We start from the raw sequence: 21,798 nt of genomic DNA, 5'->3' as shown, positions 1-21,798 counted from the left end.
GTCAGCGTTGGATCATGGCAGCTGCGAAACCGGGCAGGCTCACGACCATCGGGACGACCGTCGTCCCCTTGGCGGCGCTGGTGGTCCTCGCCCTCACATGGGGCCGTGACCTCTCAGGTCCCGTGGTGGCCGTGGTCGCCCTGTTCCTCGTCGGCGCGGTGCTCTCGGCCGTGCACCATGCCGAGATCATCGCGCACAAGGTCGGTGAGCCCTTCGGCTCCCTGGTGCTCGCGGTCGCCGTCACACTGATCGAGGTGGCCCTGATCGTCACCCTGATGGCGGACGGCGGACCGAAAACGTCCTCACTGGCCCGGGACACCGTCTTCGCGGCCGTGATGATCACCTGCAACGGCATCGTCGGCCTGACGCTCCTGGTCGGGGCATGGCGCAACGGCGTCGCCGCGTTCAACACGGACGGCACCGTCGCCGCCCTGGCCACGGTGGCGACGCTCGCCACGCTCAGCCTCGTCCTGCCGACCTTCACGCACAGCGTCCAGGGCCCGCAGTTCACCTCCGCGCAGCTGGCCTTCGCGGCCGTCGTCTCGATCGGCCTGTATCTGCTCTTCGTGGCCATGCAGACGATGCGCCACCGCGAGTACTTCCTGCCGGTCACCCGGGACGGCGAGGTGCTCGACGAGGAGGCGCACGCCAGTCCGCCGACCGCACGCGAGACCGTGCTCAGCGTCGTGCTGCTCCTAGTGTCCCTGATCGCCGTTGTCGGCGATTCCAAGGGCGTCTCGCCCACCATCGAGAACGTCGTCGACAAGGCGGGACTGCCGGAGTCGGCGGTCGGCGTGGTGATCGCGCTGCTCGTGCTGCTGCCCGAGACCCTCGCGGCCTACCGTTCGGCCCGCAGGGACCGGGTGCAGATCAGCCTCAATCTCGCGCACGGCTCGGCGATCGCGAGCATCGGTCTGACGATCCCCGCCATCGCCGTCGCCTCGATCTGGCTGGACGGCCCGCTGCATCTGGGCCTCGGCGCCACCCACATGGTGCTGCTCGCCCTCACGATGGTGGTGAGCGCCCTGACCGTGGTGCCGGGCAGGGCGACTCTCCTCCAGGGCGGTGTGCACCTCGTGGTGTTCGCGTCGTTCGTGTTCCTGGCGATCAGCCCCTAGGGCCTTTGTCAGTGCCGGCCCTTCTCCCTGACCTTCACCACCTTCAGGTCCGGTGAGCGGCGGATGTCCTTCTCGCAGAAGCGTGAGGTCACCCACTTCTCCTGCGAGAACAGCCGTGTCTGGTCACTGGAGTGTGCCGATGCGGGGTTCTGCGACTGGGAGTACGTGAGGAGGGTGCGGGCGACCGGGCAGCGCGAGCCGTCCCAGCCGACCGCCTGGATGTGGCTCGATCCGGTGGTCACCGAGGTGTAGCCGGACGCGGGGTCCCACACGGGCTCGATCTTGTTCCAGACGCCGAGCGACTCCGTGCCGCCGGGCACCGCGAGCCGCTTGCCGTCCCGTACGACGTACTGGTGGTCGCCGAGCCGGGCGTCCAACGGGATCCCCGCCGCCGTGAGCTGGGTGACCGCGTCCGCGAGGGCGCGGGCGAAGGCCGGCGAGGCGGTGTTGAGAGTGTGCGGGGTGCGGACCGGATCGGCCGGGTCGAACGGCGACGCCCAGACGCCCTGCGGGCCGAGCGCCGCGCGCATTCCGCGCCAGAACCGGTCGTACAGGAGCGCGCCCCTGCTGTCCGCGTCCGTGGTCCGGTCCCAGCGGCCGATGACCTGGCAGGCCTCGGTGACGTCGACGGCCTTGCCGTCACTGCCCGTCGCCGTGCCCCCGGGCAGCGCCGCACACGCCTTCGCCGCGTCCGCCGCGCCCATGGTGCCCGCGGGCGCGCGATTGGCGAACTGCTGGCGCTGGAGGTCCTTGACGGTCAGCCTGCCGCGCTTCGCCATGGCGGACACGTCCTCGATGGCGCCCCGTGTGCGCATCGAGCGGGGTGTGTCGATGGTGCCGAAGACGCGCTCGTAGCCGCGCAGCGGCCGCTCCGCGTTGGCCAGCCAGGCGCTGTCGTTGGAGTTCTCGGCGTACGGGGCGTCGACCAGGGTCGGCATCCGCGACGGGCCCAGGATGCCGTCCTGCAGCGCGTCCTTGTCGCGGCCCAGACCGCAGTCGGAGCGCGAACCGTCGAGGACCGCGAGGCCGGCCGTCGGATACGTGACCTGGCCGAGCAGCGTGGAGCAGCGGGCCGCGATCTCGTCGGTGATCCGGGGCAGCACCTGCGACTGGGTGTAGAGCGAGTGGCCCTTCGAGTCCGCCGCGATCGTGTTCACCCATGGAAGGCCCTGCGTTCGGCGCAGCACGTCCTGGACACCCTTGACACTGCGGGCCTTGGCGAAGCCGAGCGCCGTGTCGGAGGCGCGCAGGTTCGAGGCGTTGGGGTCGTTGAGCGCGTACGCCGTCTGCGCCGTCCACGGCAGCGGCAGCTCCGCGCCGAGCGAGGTCACGACGGGCCCGTACTCCGTCCACCATTGGTCACGGGAGACGGGTGCGCCGCCCTTGACCTCGATGGTGACGGTCCGCTTCTGCATCTTCCGCGGCTTGCCGTCGACCAGATACGTGGTCGGGTCCGCCGGGTCCAGGGTCAGCTGGTGCAGATTCATCGGGACGCCCGTCGCCACGGTGTGACTCCAGGCGACGTACGGCGTGAACCCGATGGACGGGGTGACCGCACCGATCAACGAGCCGCCGGAGACGTTGAGTTCACCGGGGATCGTCTGCTGCACCTGCCAGAAGCGGCGGCCGCCCGCCCACGGGTAATGCGGGTTGCCGAGCAGCAGACCGCGGCCGTTGGCGGTCGTGCTGCCGTTGAAGGCGACCGCGTTGGAGCCCATCGCGCCGTCGTCGGTGGCGAAGAGCTCGCGTGCGGCCTTCGCCTTCGCCTCGGCCGAGGTGTCCGCCGCCTTCGTACCCGCGGCCGGCGGCTGGGCGCTGACGACCGCGTCGGCCGCGCGGCCCTGGCCGCCGAGCACGGACAGGGCGAACGCCAGGCGCGACATGTCGAGTTCGGTCACCGGCCGGACCCAGTCCGCGCCCTTGCACGCGGGGTCGGTGATCCGGTTCTGCTTCAGCCACGCGTTGTAGCCCGCCGCGAAGCCGCGGGCGAGCTTCTTCTGCTCGGGGCGGTTGCCCAGCGGCGGCGGCAGTTCGGCGAGCTTCTCGACCGTGCCCGCCTGCTTGATCCCGCGGAAGAACAGGTCGCTGGAGGCGTTCGTGGAGGCCGACGAGAGCGAGCCGTCCGGCTTCCGGTCCGCGGCGAAGTACTTCGAACGCTCGCCGTTCAGCGTGACGAAGTCCTCGGCGAGGATGCAGACGTTGTCCTCGGCCTGCGCCCAGCCGGTACCGAAGCCCAGGTCGGTGTAGTCGTCGGCGAGGATGTGCGGGATGCCGTACTCGGTGTACCGGATGGTGGCCGAGAGCCCGCCGTGCGACGGATGCCGTTCGCGGCGGTCCTGGTCGGCGGCGGGCGCGGGTGACGCGGTGGCGGCCGCGGTGAGCAGTGCGGTGATGAGCAGCAGACACTGTCTCAGGCGTCGGCGCATGGATCCTCCCAACAGGTGTGCGGGCAGGGGCGGTTCAACGTACCAACCGGTAGGTCTCCTGTCGTCGTCCGTGCACATGGTTGTGCGCGGGAACGGGGGAGGTGTGCGCTCACGCCTCTTGACCTGGGGTCGGGCTCCGCACAGGATCGCGGGCATGACGGGTGTACACAGCAACACGGTCGACGCCATGCTCCGCCGCAGCGCCCGGCGCACCCCCGAGCGGGTCGCCCTGCGCTACGCGGACCGCACCTGGACCTACGCCGAACTCGACGACGCCGTCTCGCGGGCGGCCCGTGTCCTGAGCGACGCGGGACTCGTACGCGGCGAGCGGGTGGGGGCGTACGGGCACAATTCCGACGCGTACCTGATCGGCTTTCTCGCCTGCTCGCGCGCGGGCCTGGTGCACGTGCCCGTCAACCACCACCTCACCGGCGACGACCTCGCGTACATCGTCCGCCAGTCCGGGTCCGCCCTGGTCCTCGCCGATCCGCAGCTCGCCGGCCGGCTGCCCGAGGGCGTACGGGTCCTCGCGCTGCGCGACCAGGACGACTCGCTGCTCGCGCGGCTGCGGACGGCTCCCGCGTACGACGGTACGGAACCCTCCGCGGACGACCTGGTGCAGTTGCTGTACACCTCCGGCACCACCGCGCTCCCCAAGGGCGCGATGATGACCCACCGGGCCCTGGTCCACGAGTACGTCAGCGCGATCCACGCGCTCGGTCTGGCGGATACCGACCGGCCCGTGCACTCGCTGCCGCTCTACCACTCGGCCCAGATGCATGTGTTCCTGATGCCGTATCTCGCGGTCGGCGCGGAGAACACGGTGATCGATGCGCCCGCCGCCGACCGGATCTTCGACCTGGTCGAGGCCGGACACGACAGCCTCTTCGCGCCGCCCACGGTGTGGATCGCGCTCGCCAATCACCCTGATTTCGCCAAGCGCGACCTGAGCGCCCTGCGCAAGGCGTTCTACGGGGCGTCGATCATGCCGGTGCCCGTACTGGAACGGCTCCGCGCGAAGCTGCCCGGGCTGGGCTTCTTCAACTGCTTCGGGCAGAGCGAGATCGGGCCGCTGGCCACGGTCCTCGGGCCCGACGAGCACGAGGGGCGGATGGACTCGTGCGGACGGCCCGTGCTGTTCGTCGAGGCGCGGGTCGTGGACGAGGACGGCAAGGAGGTCGCGGACGGTACGCCCGGCGAAGTCGTCTACCGCTCCCCGCAGTTGTGCGAGGGCTACTGGGACAAGCCGCAGGAGACGGCGGAGGCCTTCCGCGACGGCTGGTTCCGCTCCGGTGACCTCGCGGTGCGGGACGCCGAGGGGTACTTCACCGTCGTCGACCGCGTGAAGGACGTCATCAACTCCGGGGGAGTCCTGGTGGCTTCTCGGCAGGTCGAGGACGCGCTGTACACCCATGAGGCGGTGGCCGAGGCCGCTGTGATCGGGCTGCCGGACGAGCGCTGGATCGAGGCGGTCACGGCGGTCGTCGTGGCACGCGGCGAGGTCACCGAGGCCGAGCTGATCGCCCACGCCAAGGAGAGCCTCGCGGCCTTCAAGGCGCCCAAACGCGTCCTGTTCGTCGAGGAACTGCCGCGCAACGCGAGCGGCAAGATCCTCAAGCGGGAGCTGCGGGACCGGTTCGCCGACGCGGGCTGAGGGGCGGGGCGCCGGGCCCGTGGGTCTGTCAGCAGTGTGAGACGGCTGTGTACGCCATCGTGAGACGGCTGCGCACCGCTCGCGTCCGCAGGCCTATCGTCGGCGGCAGGACCTGTCGCCGACGTTGCGGCGCACCCGCCGCCAGGAGTACGCCATGCCGTCAGCCCCTCTCGCCGAGGATGCCGAGCCGTGTGAACCGAGCCCGGCCGGGCCGCTCTTCGTCCCCGTCCGGCCGGGTCCCGCGGGCTGCGCCGCCCGTGTCTTCCGCACGCCGCTCGGCTTCCGCACCGCCGTGGCCTTCACCTCGCCGCAGCTCCTCACCTCGCTCCTCGGCGCGCACCACCCCTACATCCGCCTCGCCGAACCGGCCCTGCGCGCCCTGACCGCACCCCTCGGCGTCACCCGGCTCACGGTCGACCCGCTGTTCTCGGCGCCGAGGGCCGGACGGCACGAGCACGCGTTCCGTACGACGCGGACGACCATTCCGCAGCCCGCGATGCGGGGGCACGCGGTGCGCTGATTCGCCGGGCGGGAACGCGGGCGGCTCATGCGGCGGTGGGCCGGTGCCACGTGAGCAACCAGCCGGCGGTGAGCACCGCCGCACACTGCTCGGCGAGGCGCTGGTCGCCGGTGCGGGCTGAGGGTTCACGTCACCGTTGCGTACCGGCGGGCCGGTGTCCTGTCGGACGATCGTCCAGCAGCCCGAAGCGCGCGGCCACGCGGCGCGCCAGGTCCTCGGGCGGGACCGTCCCGTCCACGGTGACGGTGGCGAGCCCGAGGTCCGTCGCCTGCCGGCGGACCTCCGCGTCCCAGAGCGCGTCGCGCGCGAGGCGCTTGGCCAGCATCCCGTCCGTGGCGGTGGCGCCCCATGTGGCACGGCTGCGCTCGGCGTCCGCGTAGCGCGAGGTGAGCGCCTGCGCCCTGAACTCGGGGGTGGGCAGCAGGAAGACGGCCTGCTCGGGGTGGAGGAGGAGGGGCGCCAGGTCGTTCGGCAGGATGCCGAAGTAGTCGACGAGGACCGTCCGGTCGTCCGGCAGTTCCAGCAGGTCCTCGACGAGGAAGCCGGTCATCTCGCCGTGCAGGCTCGGCATCGAGCGGAAGACCTCCTCCGCCTCGTTCTCCCGCCACAGGCTGCCGGGCGGCAGGTCGCGCAGGGCGGCGAGCCGGGGATGAAGCCGCGGCGAGCAGCGGGCAACCCAAGGTCCTTCGGCGCGGTCTCCGTCGAGGACCGCGGTGCCGTGGCGAGCGGCGAGGAGACGGGTCAGCGTGCTCTTGCCGGTGCCCGTGCCGCCCGCGATCCAGCGGACGTGGGCGAGGCGGTGTGCGAGGGCGGATGAGGCGGCCATGCCTCCATCGTGACGGAGAGATCGTCAACTCGGTTCCGGTGAGACCTCTTTGCTCGTACGGGCCCGTGTGCCATGGTCCGTTGCCCTCGCTGCCGCTTCCGTCGCCCTGGCTGCCGCTTCGGTTCCCGCCGTCCGCAGGCCCGGTGCGAGCGTGAGGGTCACCGTGAGCGAGAGGGCGGCCATCGCGGTGATCGCCGTCGTGGGGGAGGTGAGCTGGGCGACGGTACCCGCGAGCGTCGCCGCCACGCCCTGCAGCGTGAGCATGCCCGAGGAGTGCAGGCCCAGGGCCTGACCGCTCAGGTCCGGCGGGGTGAGCGTCATCAGGCGCTCCTGCTGGACGAGGCTCGCGGCGAAACCGGCCGAGGCGAGTGCGGCGAGGACGAGGGCGAGTGCGCGCGGCGGGTGCAGTGCGAAGAGGAGGTAGGGGCCGGCCAGGAGCAGAAGGAGGGGGATGCCCAGGCGGCGGCGGAGGGCGGGGGAGATGAAGCGGCCGATCAGGATGTCGCCCAGGAGCATGCCGCCCGCGGCGAACGCGAAGAGCAGACCCGCCTGCGAAGGCGCGTACGAGACGAAGAGCGACTCGACACCGGCGATCAGTCCGTTGGGCAGCCACAGGGCCAGATAGAGATGACGTCGGGAACGGTCCGACCACAGCAGGGAGTTGGTGCGCCACGTCTGGGAAACCGACGCGCGCCCCACCGCGCGCGCCGGGCGGCCCGACAGGCCGAAGCGGGCGGTGAGCGCCGCGACCAGGTAGAGGGCGGCGGCCATGAGGAGTGTGCCGCGTGCCGAGAGCGTCACCACCAGGACGCCGCCGACGGCGAAGCCGGTGACCTGCATCAGGCCTGCGCACATGTTGAGGAGCGAGCGCCCGAGGACGTAGCCGTCCTTGGGCAGCACCTCGGTGACCAGGCCGTAGCGCACCCCGCCGCCCAGCGATCCGGCGAGACCGAGGAACAGGAGCACGACGAAATTGCCCCACACCGGCATGCCCGGGACCGCCTGGAGTGCGGTGCCCGCGGCGAACAGGGCCGCAAGAGCCGTCATCGCCGCGCGCGGCGGCAGCCGGTCGGCAGCGGAGAGCAGCAGGGTCGCGCCGAGCACCTGCGCGAGCGAAGGGCCGAACATCGCGAGCGCGGTCAGGAGCGGTGAGCCCGTCGCCGCGTGGACGAGGGTGCCGAGCGCCAGACCGCTCATCGTCTGACCGGCGACGTGTCCGGCGGAGGCGAAGAACAGCGGCTTGAACTCGGGGACGGCGAACAGTTCGCGGTAGGTGCGCATGGGGGAGTGTGCGCATCAGGCCGACTGCGCCCGTTAATGTTTCGCGTACCCGCGAAAGGACGGATGCCATGGGGCTCTGGCACATCAGCACCGACACCCTCGCGGACAGCCGCTTCGTGATCTCCCCGCTCGCCGAGACCACCGCCTGCCTCAAAGTCCTCGAAACCGGAGCGGCGCAACACCCCGGCGAGCGGGCCTGGCTCGACGCCCATCTGCCCGCCTACCGTGAGCGCCTCGCCGCCGATCCGCTCACCGCGCGGACCATCAAGGCCGCGTTCGGTCCCACCTGGAACGCCGACTACCTCACCCGCCCACCGGACCCGGAGGGCAGGCTCTCCTTCGAGGAGGAGCTGGCCGAGATCAGGCAGACGCCTCCCGAGGCCGTACGCGCGGACCTGACCGTGTCGCTCGGCGGCCCGCTCCCGCCCGAACTCGACCGTGACGACCTGCCCGAGCGCACCGCCGACCTGCTGCGGTGGGTCTGGACCCGTACGGTGCAGCCGTCCTGGGAGCGCCGGCGCAGAATCCTCGAGGCGGATATCGCCGCACGCACCGCCCAGCTCGGCCGGGCCGGGTGGAGCGCCGCACTCGACGGGCTGCGGCCCGGCATGCGCTGGCTCGGCGACGGCAGGCTGCGGATCAACGCGTTCGACTATCCGCCGCGCCAACTCGACGGCACGCAGCTCCTGTTCGTGCCCGTGACCTTGAAGGCCGGCTGGGTCGCCTGGCGCGCCGATCACACCCGGCATGCGCTCGTGTACGCGTGTTCCGGTGCGCTGGCCGAGGCGGGGCGTGCCCACGTACCGGATTCCCTGGGTGCGCTGCTCGGCCCGGCCCGCGCACGGGTCCTGGTGCTGCTCGACACGCCGAAGAGCACCTCCCAGCTCGTCGCCCTGACGGCACAGGGCCTCGGCTCGGTCGGCCGCCATCTCAAGGTGCTTCTCGACGCGGGGTTGGCGGTGCGCCGACGGTCGGGGCGTTCGGTTCTGTACTTCCGGTCGGCGGCCGGAGAAGTGCTGGTCAACGCGGCAGCGGGAGACGCGGAGGGGCCGAAGCGCCGTAGCGGCGAAGGTTTCTGACGGTCGGCGCCCGGTCCTGACAGGCGGCCGCCTTCCACTCCTGACAGCACGTCAAACGGACACCCCGTCATCCTGACGGCACGTCAAGCCATTGGCCGAACTTCCTGACGGCCAGTCATCCGATTGGACCCCGCCGAGCGGCGGCGGCGCTCGCGCGGGGTTCTCCTCGTGCACGGGACACAGTGCTGCCTATGTGTTGCGGAGAAGGCTCCGCCCTGTGACCCGTGGAGGACGGATGTACCAGCAGGAGATAGGCGTGGGCTCCGGTCACGCCGCGGCCCTCACCGGGTGAGGGCGGCCGGAGCCGTGGCGCGGCCGGTGCGCGAGGCGTCCTGCTCGGGGACGTGTCACGAAGAAGCCTGCGGCCCGTCCGTCCGGTAGCGACCGGAAGGACGGGCCGCCGCGCGTTCCACGCGGCGCGGAGCCCGGCTACCGGGCGAAGACCCGCGCCCCGCCCACGAAGGTCTGCTCCACACGCGTCGCGCAGATCTCCTCCGCGGAACCCTCGAACGGGTCCCGGTCGAGTACCGCGAGATCCGCCAGATACCCGGGCGCGATCGTCCCCGTCTCGTCGTCGAGATGGTTCACGTACGCGCTGCCCGCCGTGTACGCCGCGAGCGCCGCGCCCAGGTCGATGCGCTGCTCCGGCAGAAACACCTCCGTCCCTTCGGGAGCGTCGGGCAGCCGCCGGTTGACCGCCGTGTGCAGGGCCAGCACCGGATCCGGGCTGCTCACCGGCCAGTCGCTGCCCGCGGCGAGGGTGGCCCCCGCATGCAGCAGCGAACCGAACGGGTACTGGTGGGCGGAGCGTTCGGCGCCGAGGAACGGAATCGTCAGCTCGTCCATCTGCGGTTCATGCACCGCCCACAGCGCCTGGAGATTGGCGCTCGCGCCCAGCGTGCGGAACCGCGGCACGTCGTCCGGGTGCACCACCTGGAGATGGGCCAGATGCGGCCGCGTATCCGAGAAGCCGTTCGCGCGCCGTGCTGCCTCCACCGCGTCCAGGGCCTCGCGCACCGCGCGGTCGCCGAGCGCGTGGAAGTGCACCTGGAAGCCGTGCGCGTCCAGTGCGGTCACGTATTTCTGCAGGTCCTGCGGCGGTACGAAGCTGATGCCGCTGTTGTCCGAGGCGCAGCCGCAGGAGTCCAGGTACGGGCCGAGCAGGGCGGCCGTGTGGTTCTCGGCGATACCGTCCTGCATGATCTTGACGGTCGTGCTGCGCAGCCGCCCCGCCGTGCCGGCCTCGCGCCGGGCGAGGAGTTCGTCGATCTGCTCGGTGCCGCGCGCCCGGTCCCACCACAGGGCTCCCACCACGCGTGCGGTGAGGCGGCCGTCATGGGCTGCTGTCAGGTAGGCGGCCGTCGGGTCCTTGAGGTTGCCGTGCTCGCCGAGGAGCGCGTCCTGCCAGGCCGTGATGCCCAGCGAGTGCAGGAGGTCCTGGGCGCGCAGGAGTCCGGAGAGGACCTCCTGGGCGGTGAGTTCGGGCAGCAGACGCCCGACCAGGTTCGCCGCGCCTTCCTGGAGCATGCCGGTCGGCGCACCGTCCGCGTCCCGCTCTATGCGGCCGTCGGCGGGGTCGGGGGTGCGCGCGTCGAGTCCGGCGCGCTCCAGGGCCGGGGAGTTGACCCAGGCTCCGTGGTGGTCGCGGTTGATCAGGTACACCGGGCGGTCGGGCACCAGCGCGTCCAGCTCGGCGGCCGTGGGCAGACCGCCGGGGAACGCCTCCATCGACCAGCCGCCGCCCGTGATCCACTCGGCGTCGGGGTGCGCGTCGGCGTAGGCGCGGATGCGGCGGCGGTACGCGTCGAGGGTCGTGACGCCACTGAGATCGCACTGTCCCAGTTCGATCCCGCCGCCGACCGGGTGCACATGGGCGTCCTGGAAGCCCGGAATCAGCAACTTCCCCTTCAGGTCGACGACTTCGGTGCGCGGCCCGATCAGCTCGCGGACCTCGTCATGCCCGACGGCGACGATCCGCTCGCCGCGTACGGCAACGGTCGTGGCGCGCGTACGGGCCGGGGAGACGGTGTGGACAGGGCCGCCGGTGAAGACCAGATCGGCGTGCATGCAGACTCCTTGCGGTGGAACGGGCAGCGCCTTGCAACAGGCGGTGCGGGACGTGCTGTGCGGGACGTATGGGCCGGAGGGCTCAGGACATGGACTCGGGCGCGGCGAGTGTGAAGCCGCGCTTCTCGAAGTACGGGGAGCGCCGCCGGTACTTCGCCCAGGCGGCCATCACCAGACCGGAGAGGACCACCCCGGCCGGCACGGCGAGCATGAACCAGCCGTTGTCCGGGCTGAGTTCGAAATGATCGCTCATCGTGAAGTACGAGTGCCCCAGGTAGCCGCCGATCCCGAGCAGCGCGAGGGCGGAGATCCCGGGCGCGAGGACGGAACGGACGGCCTGCGCGGGAGCGGTGCGCAGGTCGGAGCGGAAGCGTACGGCGCAGGCCAGCGCGGTGAGACCGTAGTAGAGGGCGACGATCAGGCCGATGGAGTTGACCGCCGCGAGGATCATCTCGTTGAGCTTCGGGATGGCCAGGGCGAGCAGGGCGACGAGCGCGGCGACCGTCATGACCACGACCGTACCGGCGGCCGGTGAACCGTAGCGCGGGCTGATCCGCGTCCACACCTTGCCCATCGTGCGGTCCCGGCCCATCGCGTGCAGACCGCGCGCCGTCGGGATGACACTGGACTGCAGCGACGCCACCGCCGAGCACATCAGCGCGAGCAGCGGCAAAGTCGCCCAGGGTTCGGCGGCCAGCTTCTCGCCGAGATACGTGAGGCCCTGCGGTCCCTGCTCGATGAGCTCGGGCAGCGACATCTCACGCTGGAACGCCACCGATCCGTACAGGAACATCGCCAGCATCGTGAAGAGCGCGATGAAGCCGCCGCGCCCCACGTCCCGGGTGTCCTTGGTCTCCTCGGTGACGCTGAACGCCGCGTCCCAGCCCCAGAAGAAGAACACCGCGAGCACCAGGCCCTGGGCGAAGGCCGTGCCGTCGTCGATCGCGAACGGGTCGAACCAGGACCAGTCGAAGCTCTGCCCGCCGGTGACGATCGCCCAGCCGCAGAACGCGATCAGCACGCCGTACTCGAAGACGAGCAGCCAGGTCTGGAAGCGCGTCGCGTGCCGCACACCGGTGACGGCGGTGACCGTCACGGCCGCGAGCACCACGAGGCCGAGTGCCGTGCTGAGCGCCGTGGAGTTGGGGTCGAGACGCAGACCGGCGAGGTCGTGAAGGCCCGCCTTGTCGGCGAACTGCAGGACCACGGAGCCGGTCACCGCACTCGTGTACGCCATGAAGATCACGGTGCCGACCAGGGTCACCCAGCCGGTCAGGAAGCCGAACCAGGGGCCGATCGACTTGCCGACCCACACATATCCGCTGCCCATGTTGGGCTCGGACCGGTTGAGGCGGGCATAGGCCGTCGCGATGCCGAGGATCGGCAGGAAGGCCACCAGGAGGATCGCCGGCGCCTGCAGTCCGACGGTCGCGGCGAGCGCGCCCATCCCGATGCCGATGCTGGTGGTGGCGGCGGTGCTGGACGCCGCGAGCGCGACGCCGTCGACGACGCCGAGAGAACGGCGCAGCGGCGGGGGTGCGGCGGGGGTCGTGGTGCTGCTCATCGTTGAGCTCCTCGGGCCAGGGACAAGGAGAGGACGGGGGAAGTGGTGCGGGCCGAGCGGAGGCGATGAGCCAACAGCCTTGCCAAGGTTGCGTCAATGGTGTTGACATAAGGGTGCGTGGACAGCGGGGCACTACGGGCTGGGAGGGAACGGCATGGTGCAGGGACGTGTACCGGTCGAGCGGCGCAGACGGCGGCCGACCAAGACGGGCACGGTGCTCACCGAGGAGCTGATCGTCGACTGCGCGCTGCGGCTCGCGGGCGAGCACGGCCCCGACGCGCTGAGCGTGCGCCGCCTCGGCGCGGCGCTCGGCTGCGATCCGAGCGCGCTCTACCGGTACTTCCACGACACGGACGATCTGCTGCTCGCCGTCGCCGACCGGATCATCGGCGAGACGATGGACGGCTTCGCGCCCGAGGGCGACTGGCTCGCGGGTCTGCGGGCGATGGCCCACCGGGTGTACGCGGGCTACAGCCGCCATCCGCGGATCGCCGCCATGGCCGCGTACCGCGTGACGCGCCGCGCGCACGAGTTCCGGGCCGTGGAGACCGGCGTCGGTCTGATGCTGCGCGGCGGTTTCGACAAGGCGACGGCGGTACGGCACTACGCGGCGTTCATCGACACCGTGCTCGGGCACGCCGCCCTGGACGCCGCGCATCTCGCGCTCGCGCCGGAGCGGCGCGGCGCGGACACGCGGGCGTGGACGGACGCGTACCAGTCGCTGCCGGCCGATACGCATCCCCAACTGGCCGCCGTACGCGAGGAGTTGCCGCTCATGGCGCACAGCTCGTTCGAGACGGCGCTTGAGCTGTTCCTCGAGGCGCTGGAGGCACGGGCAGCGGCGCAGTAGGCAGGGCCGGGGCCCCGGCTAGTCGCGCTCGTCGACGATCCGCCGGATCTTGCCGACCGAGCGCTCCAGCGTCTCCGGGTCCACGATCTCCACCCGCACCGAGACGCCCACCCCGTCCTTCACGCCCTGTGCGATGGCGGCCGCCGCCGCGTCCCGCTCGTCCGAGGATGCCGCCGCACGCGCCTCGGCCCGTACCGTCAGCGCGTCGAGGCGGCCCTCGCGGGTGAGCCGCAGCTGGAAGTGCGGGGCGACGCCCGGCGTGCGCAGCACGATCTCCTCGATCTGCGTCGGGAAGAGGTTGACCCCGCGCAGGATCACCATGTCGTCACTGCGCCCGGTCACCTTCTCCATGCGCCGGAACACCCGGGCCGTGCCGGGCAGCAGCCGTGTCAGGTCCCGGGTCCGGTACCGGATCACGGGCAGGGCCTCCTTGGTGAGCGAGGTGAACACCAGCTCACCCTGCTCGCCGTCCGGCAGCACCTCGCCCGTGACCGGATCGACCACCTCCGGGTAGAAGTGGTCCTCCCAGATGTGCAGCCCGTCCTTGGTCTCCACGCACTCCTGCGCCACACCCGGGCCCATCACCTCGGACAGCCCGTATATGTCCACGGCGTCGATCGCGAACCGCTGCTCGATCTCCGTGCGCATCTGCTCGGTCCACGGTTCGGCGCCGAAGATGCCGGTCCGCAGAGAGGTGGAGCGCGGGTCGATGCCCTGGCGCTCGAACTCGTCGAGGAGCGTCAGCATGTACGAGGGCGTCACCATGATGACCTCCGGACGGAAGTCCTGGATCAGCTGCACCTGGCGCGCGGTCATCCCGCCCGAGGCGGGCACGACGGTGCAGCCGAGCCGCTCCGCGCCGTAGTGCGCCCCGAGCCCGCCCGTGAACAGGCCGTATCCGTAAGCGACATGGATGATCTGGCCGGGCCGTCCGCCGGCCGCGCGGATCGAGCGGGCCACCACATCGGCCCAGACGTCCAGATCGCGCTCGGTGTACCCGACGACCGTCGGCCGGCCGGTCGTGCCGCTGGAGGCGTGGATCCGGCGGATCTCCGAGCGCTCGACGGCGAACATCCCGAACGGGTAGTTCTCCCGCAGATCCGACTTGGCGGTGAACGGGAAGCGCGCGAGATCGGCGAGCGAACGGCAGTCGTCGGGGTGCACCCCGGCCTTGTCGAACGCGGCACGGTAGTGCGGCACGCACGCGTACGCCTGCGCCAGTGTCGCGCGCAGCCGCGTCAGCTGGAGCTCCGCGAGCTCGTCCGCGCCGAGCCGCTCTCCCGCGTCGAGCCCTGCCTGGAGTCCCGCGTCACGTCCCGTGGTGAGCCCCGCGCCGACCCTGTCCGCCATCTGCCGCACTCCTGTCCCGTAACGCCCACGCGCGCCCGTATCGGACGACCGATCATTCGGTAGAGCTTGCCGGGATCAGTAATTCAGGCGAGGGCGGCCGCGGGCAAGGGGTCTGCGGGGGCGAGTTGGCGTGGGGCGAGTCGGCGCGGCGCACCCTGGTGGGGGTGCGCCGCGCCGTACCCGGGTGCGGATGTGGCAGGGACGGGGTGTCACATCCGCGGCGGCGGGTCACCGCCCTTGCGGCCCCCACAGGCGCCGCTTGGGCAGTGGATCCGCGTAACCGCCCGCCTTGCTGGTGGTGAGACCCAGCGCGACGAGGGACTCGGCGAGCCGCACCGCGGCCCCGACCCCGTCCACCACGGGCAGGCCCAGCTTGTCGCCGACCTCCCGCTGCAGACCGGTCATGCCCGCACAGCCCAGGACGAGCACCTCGGCGCCCGCCTCCTTGGCGCGCTCCGCGGCGTGCACGAAGGCGTCAAGGGTGCGCTCGGGATCGGCGAGTTCGAGCACACCGAGCCCGGTGCCGATCACGGCGGTGCAGTGGGCGGCCACACCCGCCGTGTGCAGGCTGTCCTCGATCTGGCCGCGGGCCCGGTCGAGGGTGGTGATCACCGCGTACCGCCGTCCGATCAGGCAGGCCAGATGCGCGGCCGCCTCGGTGATGTCGACGACGGGGACGCCGAGCAGCTCGCGCGCGCCTTCGCGCCCGTGCTCCCCGAAGCCCGCCATCACGACCGCGTCGCACTCGCCCTCGTACCGCCTGAGGGTGTCGAGCACCGCGGCCGCCGACAGATAGCTGTCAAGCCATCCCTCGGCCGACTCCGGGCCCCAGTCCGGGGTGAGTCCGGTGACGGTGGTGCCGGGGCTCGCGGCGGCGCGCGCGCCCGCCACGATCTCGTCGGTCATGGACGCCGTGGTGTTGCAGTTGGTGACCAGGACGTGCATCCGCTCAGGCCTCCGCGTCGGCGGCCCGCTGGGCGGGGACGTCCGCGGCCGTGGCGCGCTCGCCGCGGCACAGCGTGGCGTACAGGGCCGCGGAGAGCGCCACACCGATGAACCAGGAGTACGGGGCCACCACGTCGAAGGCCGGCGCCAGGGCCAGCACCCCGGTGATGGCCGCACTCGGCACGAAGGCCCACAGCGCCTTGGGGTTGAACCCCTTGCGGTAGTGGTACGGCGAGTCCGGTCCCGCGTTGAAGAGCTGGTCTACGTCGACCTTGCCGCGCTTGACCCACAGGTAGTCGACCATGATGACGCCGAACAGCGGGCCGAGGAAGGCCCCGAGGCCGCCGAGGAAGTAGTTCACGACGGTCGGGTTGGAGTACAGGTTCCACGGCGTGACGAGCAGCGCGGCGACGGTGGAGATGAAGCCGCCGACCTTGAACGTGATCTTCTGCGGCCAGACGTTCGCCAGGTCGTACGCGGGGGAGACGAAGTTGGCCACGATGTTCACGCCCATCGTGGCGATGGCGAAGGTGAGCGCGCCGAGGAAGAGGACGAAGGTGTTGTCCACCTTGGCGACGAGCAGGGCCGGGTCGGTGATGGCCTCGCCGTACACCTCCATGCTGCCGGCGGTGACGATCACCGAGAGCACCACGAACGCGGTCGAGTTGATGGGCAGGCCCCAGAAGTTGCCGCGCTTGACCGTGCGGTAGTCGGGGGCGAAGCGCGAGAAGTCGCAGAAGTTCAGCATCAGCGTGCCGTACGTGGCGAGGATCAGACCGATCGCGCCGAACCACAGCCGGAACTGCTCGCCCGTGGACACGGGCGCGAAGCTCTCGGTGAGCGAGATCGTCCAGTCGGCCGCCGAGAGGATCCAGACGGCGAGCGCGATCATCACGACCCAGATCGCCGGACCGCAGAAGTCCTGGAACTTGCGGACCGACTCCATGCCCTGCGTCATGATCAGCGCCTGCACCACCCACAGGGCCAGGAACGACACCCAGCCGAGCGCGTCGAGTCCCAGGAACGAGTGCTCGGTCCAGGACTCCAGACCCGGCCAGGCGGCGAGCAGCATCACGTTCACGGCGACCGAGGCGAGATACGTCTGGATGCCGTACCAGGCGATGGCGATCACGGCGCGGATCAGGGCCGGGATGTTCGCGCCCCAGACGCCGAAGCTGATCCGGCTGATGACCGGGAAGGGCACGCCGTGCCTCTGGCCGATCTTCCCCATCGCGTTCATCCCGATGTAGATCAGGACGAAGCCGACGAGCAGGGAGGTGAAGACCTGCCAGACGCTCATGCCGATGACCAGAAGGCCCGCGGCGAACGTGTAGTTGCCGAGGTTGTGGACGTCGGACATCCAGAGAGCGAAGAGGTCGAAGACCTTCCAGCGGCGCTCCTTCGCGGGCGCCAGGTCTTCGTTGGTGAGGCGGGGATCCGGGGTGGTGGGGGCACCCGGAGGGCGTGTGCCGTCGAGGACGGACATGAGGCCTCCATCGGGAAGGGGACGGGAGGGTGCATCGCGTCGGCCGGTACGCGGGCATGGCGCTGGAACCGCGTTTGGTATACCAACGACGACGCGGTCATCGTCCCGCTGCCACCGGCACGCGGCAATGTCCCGTCGGTTACGAGTAGGTAAAAGGCAGCCGGGGCGTGAGCGGCGATCTCCACGGCGCGAACGGCGTTGCGGGGATGGCCGGTTAGGGCCGCCGGGCTTCGGCCGATCACCGACCCCAGGCCCCTGAAAACGGGCCGGGGCAGGTTAAATGTGCTCATGACCACTGCTGAACGCTCGCTCGGTGCCGTCCGCGAAAAGGTGCTCGCCGAGCTGCGGCAGGACATCGTGGCGGGCCGGCTGCGCCCGGGCGACCGCCTGGTCGAGCGGGAGCTCGCCGAGCGGCTCGGGGTGTCACGGGTCCCGGTGCGCGAGGCGGTCCGAGCGCTGGTCGCCGAGGGGTTCGTGCACTTCGACACCCCGCGGCGCGCGCTGGTACGGCGCCTGGACGCCACCGACGTACAGGAACTCTTCGAACTGCGCGAGGCGTTGGAGGTCTACGCGGCGGGGCTGGCGGCGCAGCGTGCGACGCCGGAGGCGCTGGCGGACCTTTCGGAGCTGCTCGACCGGGCCGCGGTCGCCACCGGAGCGGAGGACGCCGAGACGATCACGGACATCAACACCCTGTTCCACGACAGGATCCTGGCCATGGCGGGCAACGGGCTGCTGATGTCGGTGATGGAGCCGGTCGACGGCCGGCTGCGCTGGATGACCCGGCGCAACGAGGAGTGGCCCACGCTCCTGGCGGAACACCGCGAGCTGTACGCGGCCCTGGCGTCGGGCGATCCGGAGCGGGCGCGGGCCAGTGCGCTGGGGCATGTCCGGACCAACTACCGCAATACGGTGCGGCAGTTGTTCGGTGAAGGGGAGCCGGGCGAGGAGTGAGCCTGCTCGCCCCGGGTCAGCTCGCGTGCCCCGCAGGCCGCCGCACCAGGAACACATCCACCGGATCCTCCGACTCCAGGACGAACCCGTGCCGTTCGTACAGACGGCGGGCGGGACTGCCCTGCAGCACGTTGAGGCGTACGGTCGCGGCGGCCGCGTCCGTTCCGGCGAGCAGGGTGTGCAGGACCGCCGAGCCGACGCCGTTCCCGTGCAGGTCGGGCCGGAGGTAGAAGTGCTCGAGCCACCAGCCGTCGTCGCCGGGGCGCAGCGCCACCGATCCGGCGAACGTGCCGTCGTGGAGGATCACGGAGGTGTGCTCCGGGACGTACGCGTCGCGCAGCCGCTGACGGACCCGCCGGCCGTCGAAGCGCCCGAGCCGTTCGAGGTCGGGCCGCATGACGACGGCACGCAGCTCGACGATCGCCTCCAGGTCGCCGCGTGTGGCCGCCCGCAGCGTCGTCCGCTCTCCGACCTGCGTGATTGTCGTCATGAGGGCAGTGTGGCAGGGGGTGTTCGGCCGGGGACCCGTCAGGGTCGGGGCGCGGGCGTTCACCGGTGGTGAATTGCCTTGCGGACGCGGTGATCCCGCGGTGAAGATCACCGCATGCCCACCTTCGAAGCCCCTGACGGCACCCGCCTCGCCTACCGCACCATCGGCTCCGGAGAGCCGCTGATCTGCGTGCCCGGCGGGGCGATGCGCGCGAGCGAGTATCTCGGCGAGCTGGGCGGCCTGGCCGGCGAGCGGCAGCTGGTCCTCCTCGATCTGCGCGGCACCGGCGCCTCCGCAGCCCCCGCGGACCCGGCGACGTACCGCTGTGACCGCCAGGTCGCGGACATCGAGGCGCTCCGCGCGCACCTCGGGCTCGACCGCGTCGACCTGCTCGCACACTCCGCCGGTTCCAATCTGGCCCTCCTGTACGCGGCGGCCCATCCCGGCCGGGTGCGCCGCCTGGCCCTGATCACGCCGACGCTGTGGGCCGTCGGGATCCCGGTCACCCCCGAGCAGCGGCGCGAGGCCGCGCTCCTTCGTTCCGGGGAGCCGTGGTTCGAGGAGGCGTGGCCGCACTTCGAGGCGCGGCTGCGCGGCGAGACCCCCGACGGTCCGTACGCGGCCTTCTTCCACGGGCGCTGGGACGAGCGGGCCCAGGCGCTCGAAGCGGCAGGGTCAGGACAGATCAATCCGGAAGCGGCGCAGCGGTACGCGTCCGAGGGCGCCTTCGATCCGCCCGCCACGCGTGCCGCGCTCGCGGACCTCGGCGCGGAGGTCCTGGTGCTCACCGGCGCACTGGACGGAGGACCGCTTCCGCGGGTCGCCCAGCGGCTCGACGAGGTGCTGCCCGCCGCGGAGTTCGTGGTGCAGCCGGGTGCCGGTCACTTCCCGTGGCTCGACGACCCGGACGCGTTCCGCCGCACACTTGCCGCGTTCCTCGACCCGTCGGTCCGTACCGTCCGTACCGCCCGCGGTCGCCTGGCCTACACGGTCACGGGGCCGGAAACAGCGACCGAAGCGCCGCCCGTCGTGCTCGTCCACGGCCGGGGCGCCGACCGCCGCACCTGGGCGGACATCGCCGACGAACTCGCCGCCGACCGAAGGGTGTTCGCGCTCGACCTCGGCGGGCACGGGCTCAGCGACTGGCCCGGTACATACTCGTTCGCGGGCTTCCGCGACGACCTGCGCGCCTTCATCGAGGCGCTCGGCCTCTCCGGCGCCACGGTGATCGGGCACTCGCTGGGCGGGGCCGCGGCATGGCTGCTCGCGCAGGAGCAGCCGGGGCTGATCGGGCGGCTGGTCCTGGAGGAGGCGCCGCCCCTGGTCCCGCTCGACCCGCGCCGTGCCCCGGCCGAACGCCCTGCCGGCGCCCTGCCCTTCGACTGGCCCCTTGTCCCCGCCACCGACCGCGACCTCAACGACCCGGACCCCTCCTGGCGCGCGGGCTACGAACGGATCACCGCGCCCACACTCGTCATCGCGGGCGGTACGAAGAGCCACGTACCGCAGCGGCAGATCGCGGCGATGGCCGCCCGCATCCCGCACGCGCGCCTCGTCACGATCGACGCGGGGCATCTGGTGCACGAGGAGCGGTCCGAGGAATTCGTCGCGGCGGTAAGGGAGTTCGGAGTCTGAGGGGTCTGAGGGGTCTGAGGGGTGTGAGGGGCGCGAAGGGTCCTGGCGTCGGACTGATCCCGACGAGTCACGAGCGACGTCTTCTGCTCGGCGGCGCGGGCGCATAGCCTTGCCGCCGATCGGTGACGGGGGCACCCACTTGTGCGCCCGCCCGCGTCGACGGGAGGCCACGGTGACCGAGCAGCTCACTCCGGTGCAGGCGCGCCGCCGTTATGTCGCGGTGTGTCTGCTGTTCTGGCTGCCCACGGCCATGACGCTCGCGCCGGGGATCCTGCTCTTCACCGAGCGCGGGATGGCGCTCGCGGCCATCGCCGGCTTCTTCGCCGCGCACTCGCTCACCGCCGCGCTGCTCGAACTGCCCACGGGCGGTCTGTCCGACGTCATCGGCCGCCGCGCCGTGCTCGCCGCCGCGGGAGTCTTCGACGTCCTCGCGTTCGTGTGCGTCGGACTCGGCACCACCGCCTGGATCCTGGCGCTGGGCATGGCGCTCAAGGGCGTGGGGCGCGCGCTGCACAGCGGACCCGCGGAGTCCTGGTACGTGGAGACGGTGCAGGCGCACTCGGGTCCCGAGGCCGATCTGCGGACGGGGCTCGCGCGCGGTGCCACCGCGACCTCCACGGCGCTCGCCGCCGGCACCCTGATCGGCGGCGCCATCCCCTGGCTGCTCGGACTCGGACCCGACCTCGGCACCAAGCTGGCCGAGGCGACCGGCGGCCAGGTGATCGCCCTGTCCGTCCCGGCGCTTGTCGCCTCCGTGCTGTCCGCCGTCTTCGTCGCGTACGTGATCCTCGCCCTGCCCGAGAAGCCCCGCCCGAAGACGACCCTGGGCGCCACGCTCCGCGGCGTGCCCGGCACGGTCATCGGCGGTCTGCGGCTCGGCGCGCGCGACAGGATCGTACGGCGCGTGCTGATCACCGCCGCCGCCGTGGGCGCGGCGCTCTGCTCCATCGAACTTCTCACGCCGGGACGGGTCGCGGAGCTGAGCGGCGCGGCCGAGTCGGGCGCCGCCCTGTTCGCCGGGCTCGCCTGCGCGGGCTTCGTCTGCTCGGCCGTCGGCAGCCAGTTCGCGCCGCTGGTGGCCCGGTGGGCGGGCAGTGGCGGCCGGGCTGTGCTGTTCGCGCTGGCCGCCGCGGGCGGCGGTCTGCTCGCGCTCGCCGTGACCGTGACGGCCGACGGCGCGCTCGCCGTGGTGATCGCGGCCGCCGGATACTGCCTCGTCTACATCGGGCTCGGTGCCGCGAGCCCCAACCAGAACGAACTGCTGCACCGCCGTGTCACCAACGACGCCCGGGCGACCGCCCTTTCCGTGCAGTCGCTCGCGCTGCAACTGGTCGGCGCGCTCGCCGCACTCGTCGCCGGCGCCCTGCCGCCCGGCCCGCTGCCCTGGCTGGTGGGCGCGGTGGCGCTGCTGTGCGCGGCGCTGCTGTGGGCGGGGCGTGTCCCCGACAGCGCGCAGGAGCGGGAGCAGCCCCGGGCCGCCGGGGAGACGGTCGCCGATCCCGGTCTCGTGGACGGGCAGGCCACGGGCTGAACCGGTCCCCGTCGGCGTGACG

General features: G+C 71.8%; 17 protein-coding genes. 8 read left to right on the top strand and 9 right to left on the bottom strand.

Translation table 11 applies throughout. The features are described from left to right. The first annotated feature begins 14 nt into the window (after positions 1–14). The gene (locus ACIBI4_RS06045; protein WP_399202392.1) at positions 15–1,118 is read left to right on the top strand and encodes a calcium:proton antiporter; all 1,104 of its coding nucleotides are present in this window, start codon (positions 15–17) and stop codon (positions 1,116–1,118) included. Between the two features lie 8 nt (positions 1,119–1,126). On the opposite strand, the gene ACIBI4_RS06040 is transcribed toward ACIBI4_RS06045, so the two are convergent. Then, entirely contained in the window at positions 1,127–3,544 is a 2,418-nt protein-coding gene (locus tag ACIBI4_RS06040) for a penicillin acylase family protein (protein ID WP_399202391.1), read from the bottom strand. A gap of 154 nt (positions 3,545–3,698) precedes the next feature. Here ACIBI4_RS06040 and ACIBI4_RS06035 point away from each other — a divergent pair, with 154 nt between their 5' ends. Together ACIBI4_RS06035 and ACIBI4_RS06030 are read left to right on the top strand one after the other, a co-directional pair. Continuing rightward, positions 3,699–5,198 carry an acyl-CoA synthetase gene (locus tag ACIBI4_RS06035; RefSeq protein WP_399202390.1) on the top strand — a complete coding sequence of 500 codons (1,500 nt, stop codon included), beginning with the start codon at positions 3,699–3,701 and terminating at the stop codon, positions 5,196–5,198. A 154-nt stretch (positions 5,199–5,352) separates the two neighbouring features. Further along, positions 5,353–5,718, top strand: coding sequence for an SAV_915 family protein (locus ACIBI4_RS06030; RefSeq protein ID WP_399202389.1), 366 nt, complete (start codon positions 5,353–5,355; stop codon positions 5,716–5,718). Positions 5,719–5,848: 130 nt separating this feature from the next. Here the strand turns inward: ACIBI4_RS06030 and ACIBI4_RS06025 are convergent, their stop codons facing one another. Then, positions 5,849–6,544 (bottom strand): hypothetical protein, encoded by a 696-nt coding sequence (locus tag ACIBI4_RS06025; RefSeq protein ID WP_399202388.1) that lies wholly within the window; start codon positions 6,542–6,544, stop codon positions 5,849–5,851. Positions 6,545–6,568: 24 nt separating this feature from the next. Next, the gene (locus tag ACIBI4_RS06020) at positions 6,569–7,825 is read right to left on the bottom strand and encodes an MFS transporter (protein ID WP_399202387.1); all 1,257 of its coding nucleotides are present in this window, start codon (positions 7,823–7,825) and stop codon (positions 6,569–6,571) included. Positions 7,826–7,893: 68 nt separating this feature from the next. On the opposite strand from ACIBI4_RS06020, the gene ACIBI4_RS06015 reads away from it, so the two are divergent. Then, positions 7,894–8,904, top strand: coding sequence for a transcriptional regulator (locus ACIBI4_RS06015; RefSeq protein ID WP_399202386.1), 1,011 nt, complete (start codon positions 7,894–7,896; stop codon positions 8,902–8,904). A 429-nt stretch (positions 8,905–9,333) separates the two neighbouring features. On the opposite strand, the gene ACIBI4_RS06010 is transcribed toward ACIBI4_RS06015, so the two are convergent. Both ACIBI4_RS06010 and ACIBI4_RS06005 read right to left on the bottom strand, forming a co-directional pair. Beyond that, positions 9,334–10,971 (bottom strand): amidohydrolase, encoded by a 1,638-nt coding sequence (locus tag ACIBI4_RS06010; RefSeq protein ID WP_399202385.1) that lies wholly within the window; start codon positions 10,969–10,971, stop codon positions 9,334–9,336. An 82-nt stretch (positions 10,972–11,053) separates the two neighbouring features. Then, on the bottom strand, positions 11,054–12,535 hold the full coding sequence (locus tag ACIBI4_RS06005) for an APC family permease (protein ID WP_399202384.1): 1,482 nt from the start codon (positions 12,533–12,535) through the stop codon (positions 11,054–11,056). A gap of 157 nt (positions 12,536–12,692) precedes the next feature. On the opposite strand from ACIBI4_RS06005, the gene ACIBI4_RS06000 reads away from it, so the two are divergent. Beyond that, positions 12,693–13,385 carry a TetR/AcrR family transcriptional regulator gene (locus ACIBI4_RS06000; protein ID WP_399202656.1) on the top strand — a complete coding sequence of 231 codons (693 nt, stop codon included), beginning with the start codon at positions 12,693–12,695 and terminating at the stop codon, positions 13,383–13,385. Between the two features lie 18 nt (positions 13,386–13,403). On the opposite strand, the gene paaK is transcribed toward ACIBI4_RS06000, so the two are convergent. The 3 genes from paaK to ACIBI4_RS05985 form a co-directional block, all read right to left on the bottom strand. Beyond that, positions 13,404–14,735 (bottom strand): phenylacetate--CoA ligase PaaK, encoded by a 1,332-nt coding sequence (paaK, locus tag ACIBI4_RS05995; protein ID WP_399202383.1) that lies wholly within the window; start codon positions 14,733–14,735, stop codon positions 13,404–13,406. A gap of 228 nt (positions 14,736–14,963) precedes the next feature. Beyond that, positions 14,964–15,680 (bottom strand): aspartate/glutamate racemase family protein, encoded by a 717-nt coding sequence (locus ACIBI4_RS05990; RefSeq protein ID WP_399202382.1) that lies wholly within the window; start codon positions 15,678–15,680, stop codon positions 14,964–14,966. Between the two features lie 4 nt (positions 15,681–15,684). Then, entirely contained in the window at positions 15,685–17,166 is a 1,482-nt protein-coding gene (locus ACIBI4_RS05985; RefSeq protein ID WP_399202381.1) for an NCS1 family nucleobase:cation symporter-1, read from the bottom strand. A 288-nt stretch (positions 17,167–17,454) separates the two neighbouring features. On the opposite strand from ACIBI4_RS05985, the gene ACIBI4_RS05980 reads away from it, so the two are divergent. Then, positions 17,455–18,120, top strand: coding sequence for a GntR family transcriptional regulator (locus tag ACIBI4_RS05980; protein WP_399202380.1), 666 nt, complete (start codon positions 17,455–17,457; stop codon positions 18,118–18,120). Positions 18,121–18,136: 16 nt separating this feature from the next. Here ACIBI4_RS05980 and ACIBI4_RS05975 read toward each other — a convergent pair whose 3' ends face one another. Beyond that, positions 18,137–18,610: a GNAT family N-acetyltransferase gene (locus tag ACIBI4_RS05975; RefSeq protein ID WP_399202379.1), complete on the bottom strand. Its 474-nt coding sequence runs from the start codon at positions 18,608–18,610 to the stop codon at positions 18,137–18,139. 114 nt (positions 18,611–18,724) lie between these two features. Here ACIBI4_RS05975 and ACIBI4_RS05970 point away from each other — a divergent pair, with 114 nt between their 5' ends. Together ACIBI4_RS05970 and ACIBI4_RS05965 are read left to right on the top strand one after the other, a co-directional pair. Then, on the top strand, positions 18,725–20,245 hold the full coding sequence (locus ACIBI4_RS05970) for an alpha/beta fold hydrolase (RefSeq protein WP_399202378.1): 1,521 nt from the start codon (positions 18,725–18,727) through the stop codon (positions 20,243–20,245). Between the two features lie 172 nt (positions 20,246–20,417). Further along, positions 20,418–21,776 (top strand): MFS transporter, encoded by a 1,359-nt coding sequence (locus tag ACIBI4_RS05965; RefSeq protein ID WP_399202377.1) that lies wholly within the window; start codon positions 20,418–20,420, stop codon positions 21,774–21,776. Positions 21,777–21,798 lie beyond the last annotated feature (22 nt).

This window comes from Streptomyces sp. NPDC050418 (assembly GCF_044458745.1).
In the GTDB taxonomy this organism is placed as follows: Bacteria; Actinomycetota; Actinomycetes; order Streptomycetales; family Streptomycetaceae; genus Streptomyces.
This window is presented reverse-complemented; position numbering and strand designations above follow the sequence as displayed.

Excerpts from the sequence above, each read along its gene's own strand:
- ACIBI4_RS06045 (WP_399202392.1), top strand. The coding sequence starts at position 15 with ATGGCAGCTGCGAAACCGGGCAGGCTCACGACCATCGGGACGACCGTC.
- ACIBI4_RS06040 (WP_399202391.1), bottom strand. The coding sequence starts at position 3,544 with ATGCGCCGACGCCTGAGACAGTGTCTGCTGCTCATCACCGCACTGCTC.
- ACIBI4_RS06035 (WP_399202390.1), top strand. The coding sequence starts at position 3,699 with ATGACGGGTGTACACAGCAACACGGTCGACGCCATGCTCCGCCGCAGC.
- ACIBI4_RS06030 (WP_399202389.1), top strand. The coding sequence starts at position 5,353 with ATGCCGTCAGCCCCTCTCGCCGAGGATGCCGAGCCGTGTGAACCGAGC.
- ACIBI4_RS06025 (WP_399202388.1), bottom strand. The coding sequence starts at position 6,544 with ATGGCCGCCTCATCCGCCCTCGCACACCGCCTCGCCCACGTCCGCTGG.
- ACIBI4_RS06020 (WP_399202387.1), bottom strand. The coding sequence starts at position 7,825 with ATGCGCACCTACCGCGAACTGTTCGCCGTCCCCGAGTTCAAGCCGCTG.
- ACIBI4_RS06015 (WP_399202386.1), top strand. The coding sequence starts at position 7,894 with ATGGGGCTCTGGCACATCAGCACCGACACCCTCGCGGACAGCCGCTTC.
- ACIBI4_RS06010 (WP_399202385.1), bottom strand. The coding sequence starts at position 10,971 with ATGCACGCCGATCTGGTCTTCACCGGCGGCCCTGTCCACACCGTCTCC.
- ACIBI4_RS06005 (WP_399202384.1), bottom strand. The coding sequence starts at position 12,535 with ATGAGCAGCACCACGACCCCCGCCGCACCCCCGCCGCTGCGCCGTTCT.
- paaK (WP_399202383.1), bottom strand. The coding sequence starts at position 14,735 with ATGGCGGACAGGGTCGGCGCGGGGCTCACCACGGGACGTGACGCGGGA.
- ACIBI4_RS05990 (WP_399202382.1), bottom strand. The coding sequence starts at position 15,680 with ATGCACGTCCTGGTCACCAACTGCAACACCACGGCGTCCATGACCGAC.
- ACIBI4_RS05985 (WP_399202381.1), bottom strand. The coding sequence starts at position 17,166 with ATGTCCGTCCTCGACGGCACACGCCCTCCGGGTGCCCCCACCACCCCG.
- ACIBI4_RS05980 (WP_399202380.1), top strand. The coding sequence starts at position 17,455 with ATGACCACTGCTGAACGCTCGCTCGGTGCCGTCCGCGAAAAGGTGCTC.
- ACIBI4_RS05975 (WP_399202379.1), bottom strand. The coding sequence starts at position 18,610 with ATGACGACAATCACGCAGGTCGGAGAGCGGACGACGCTGCGGGCGGCC.
- ACIBI4_RS05970 (WP_399202378.1), top strand. The coding sequence starts at position 18,725 with ATGCCCACCTTCGAAGCCCCTGACGGCACCCGCCTCGCCTACCGCACC.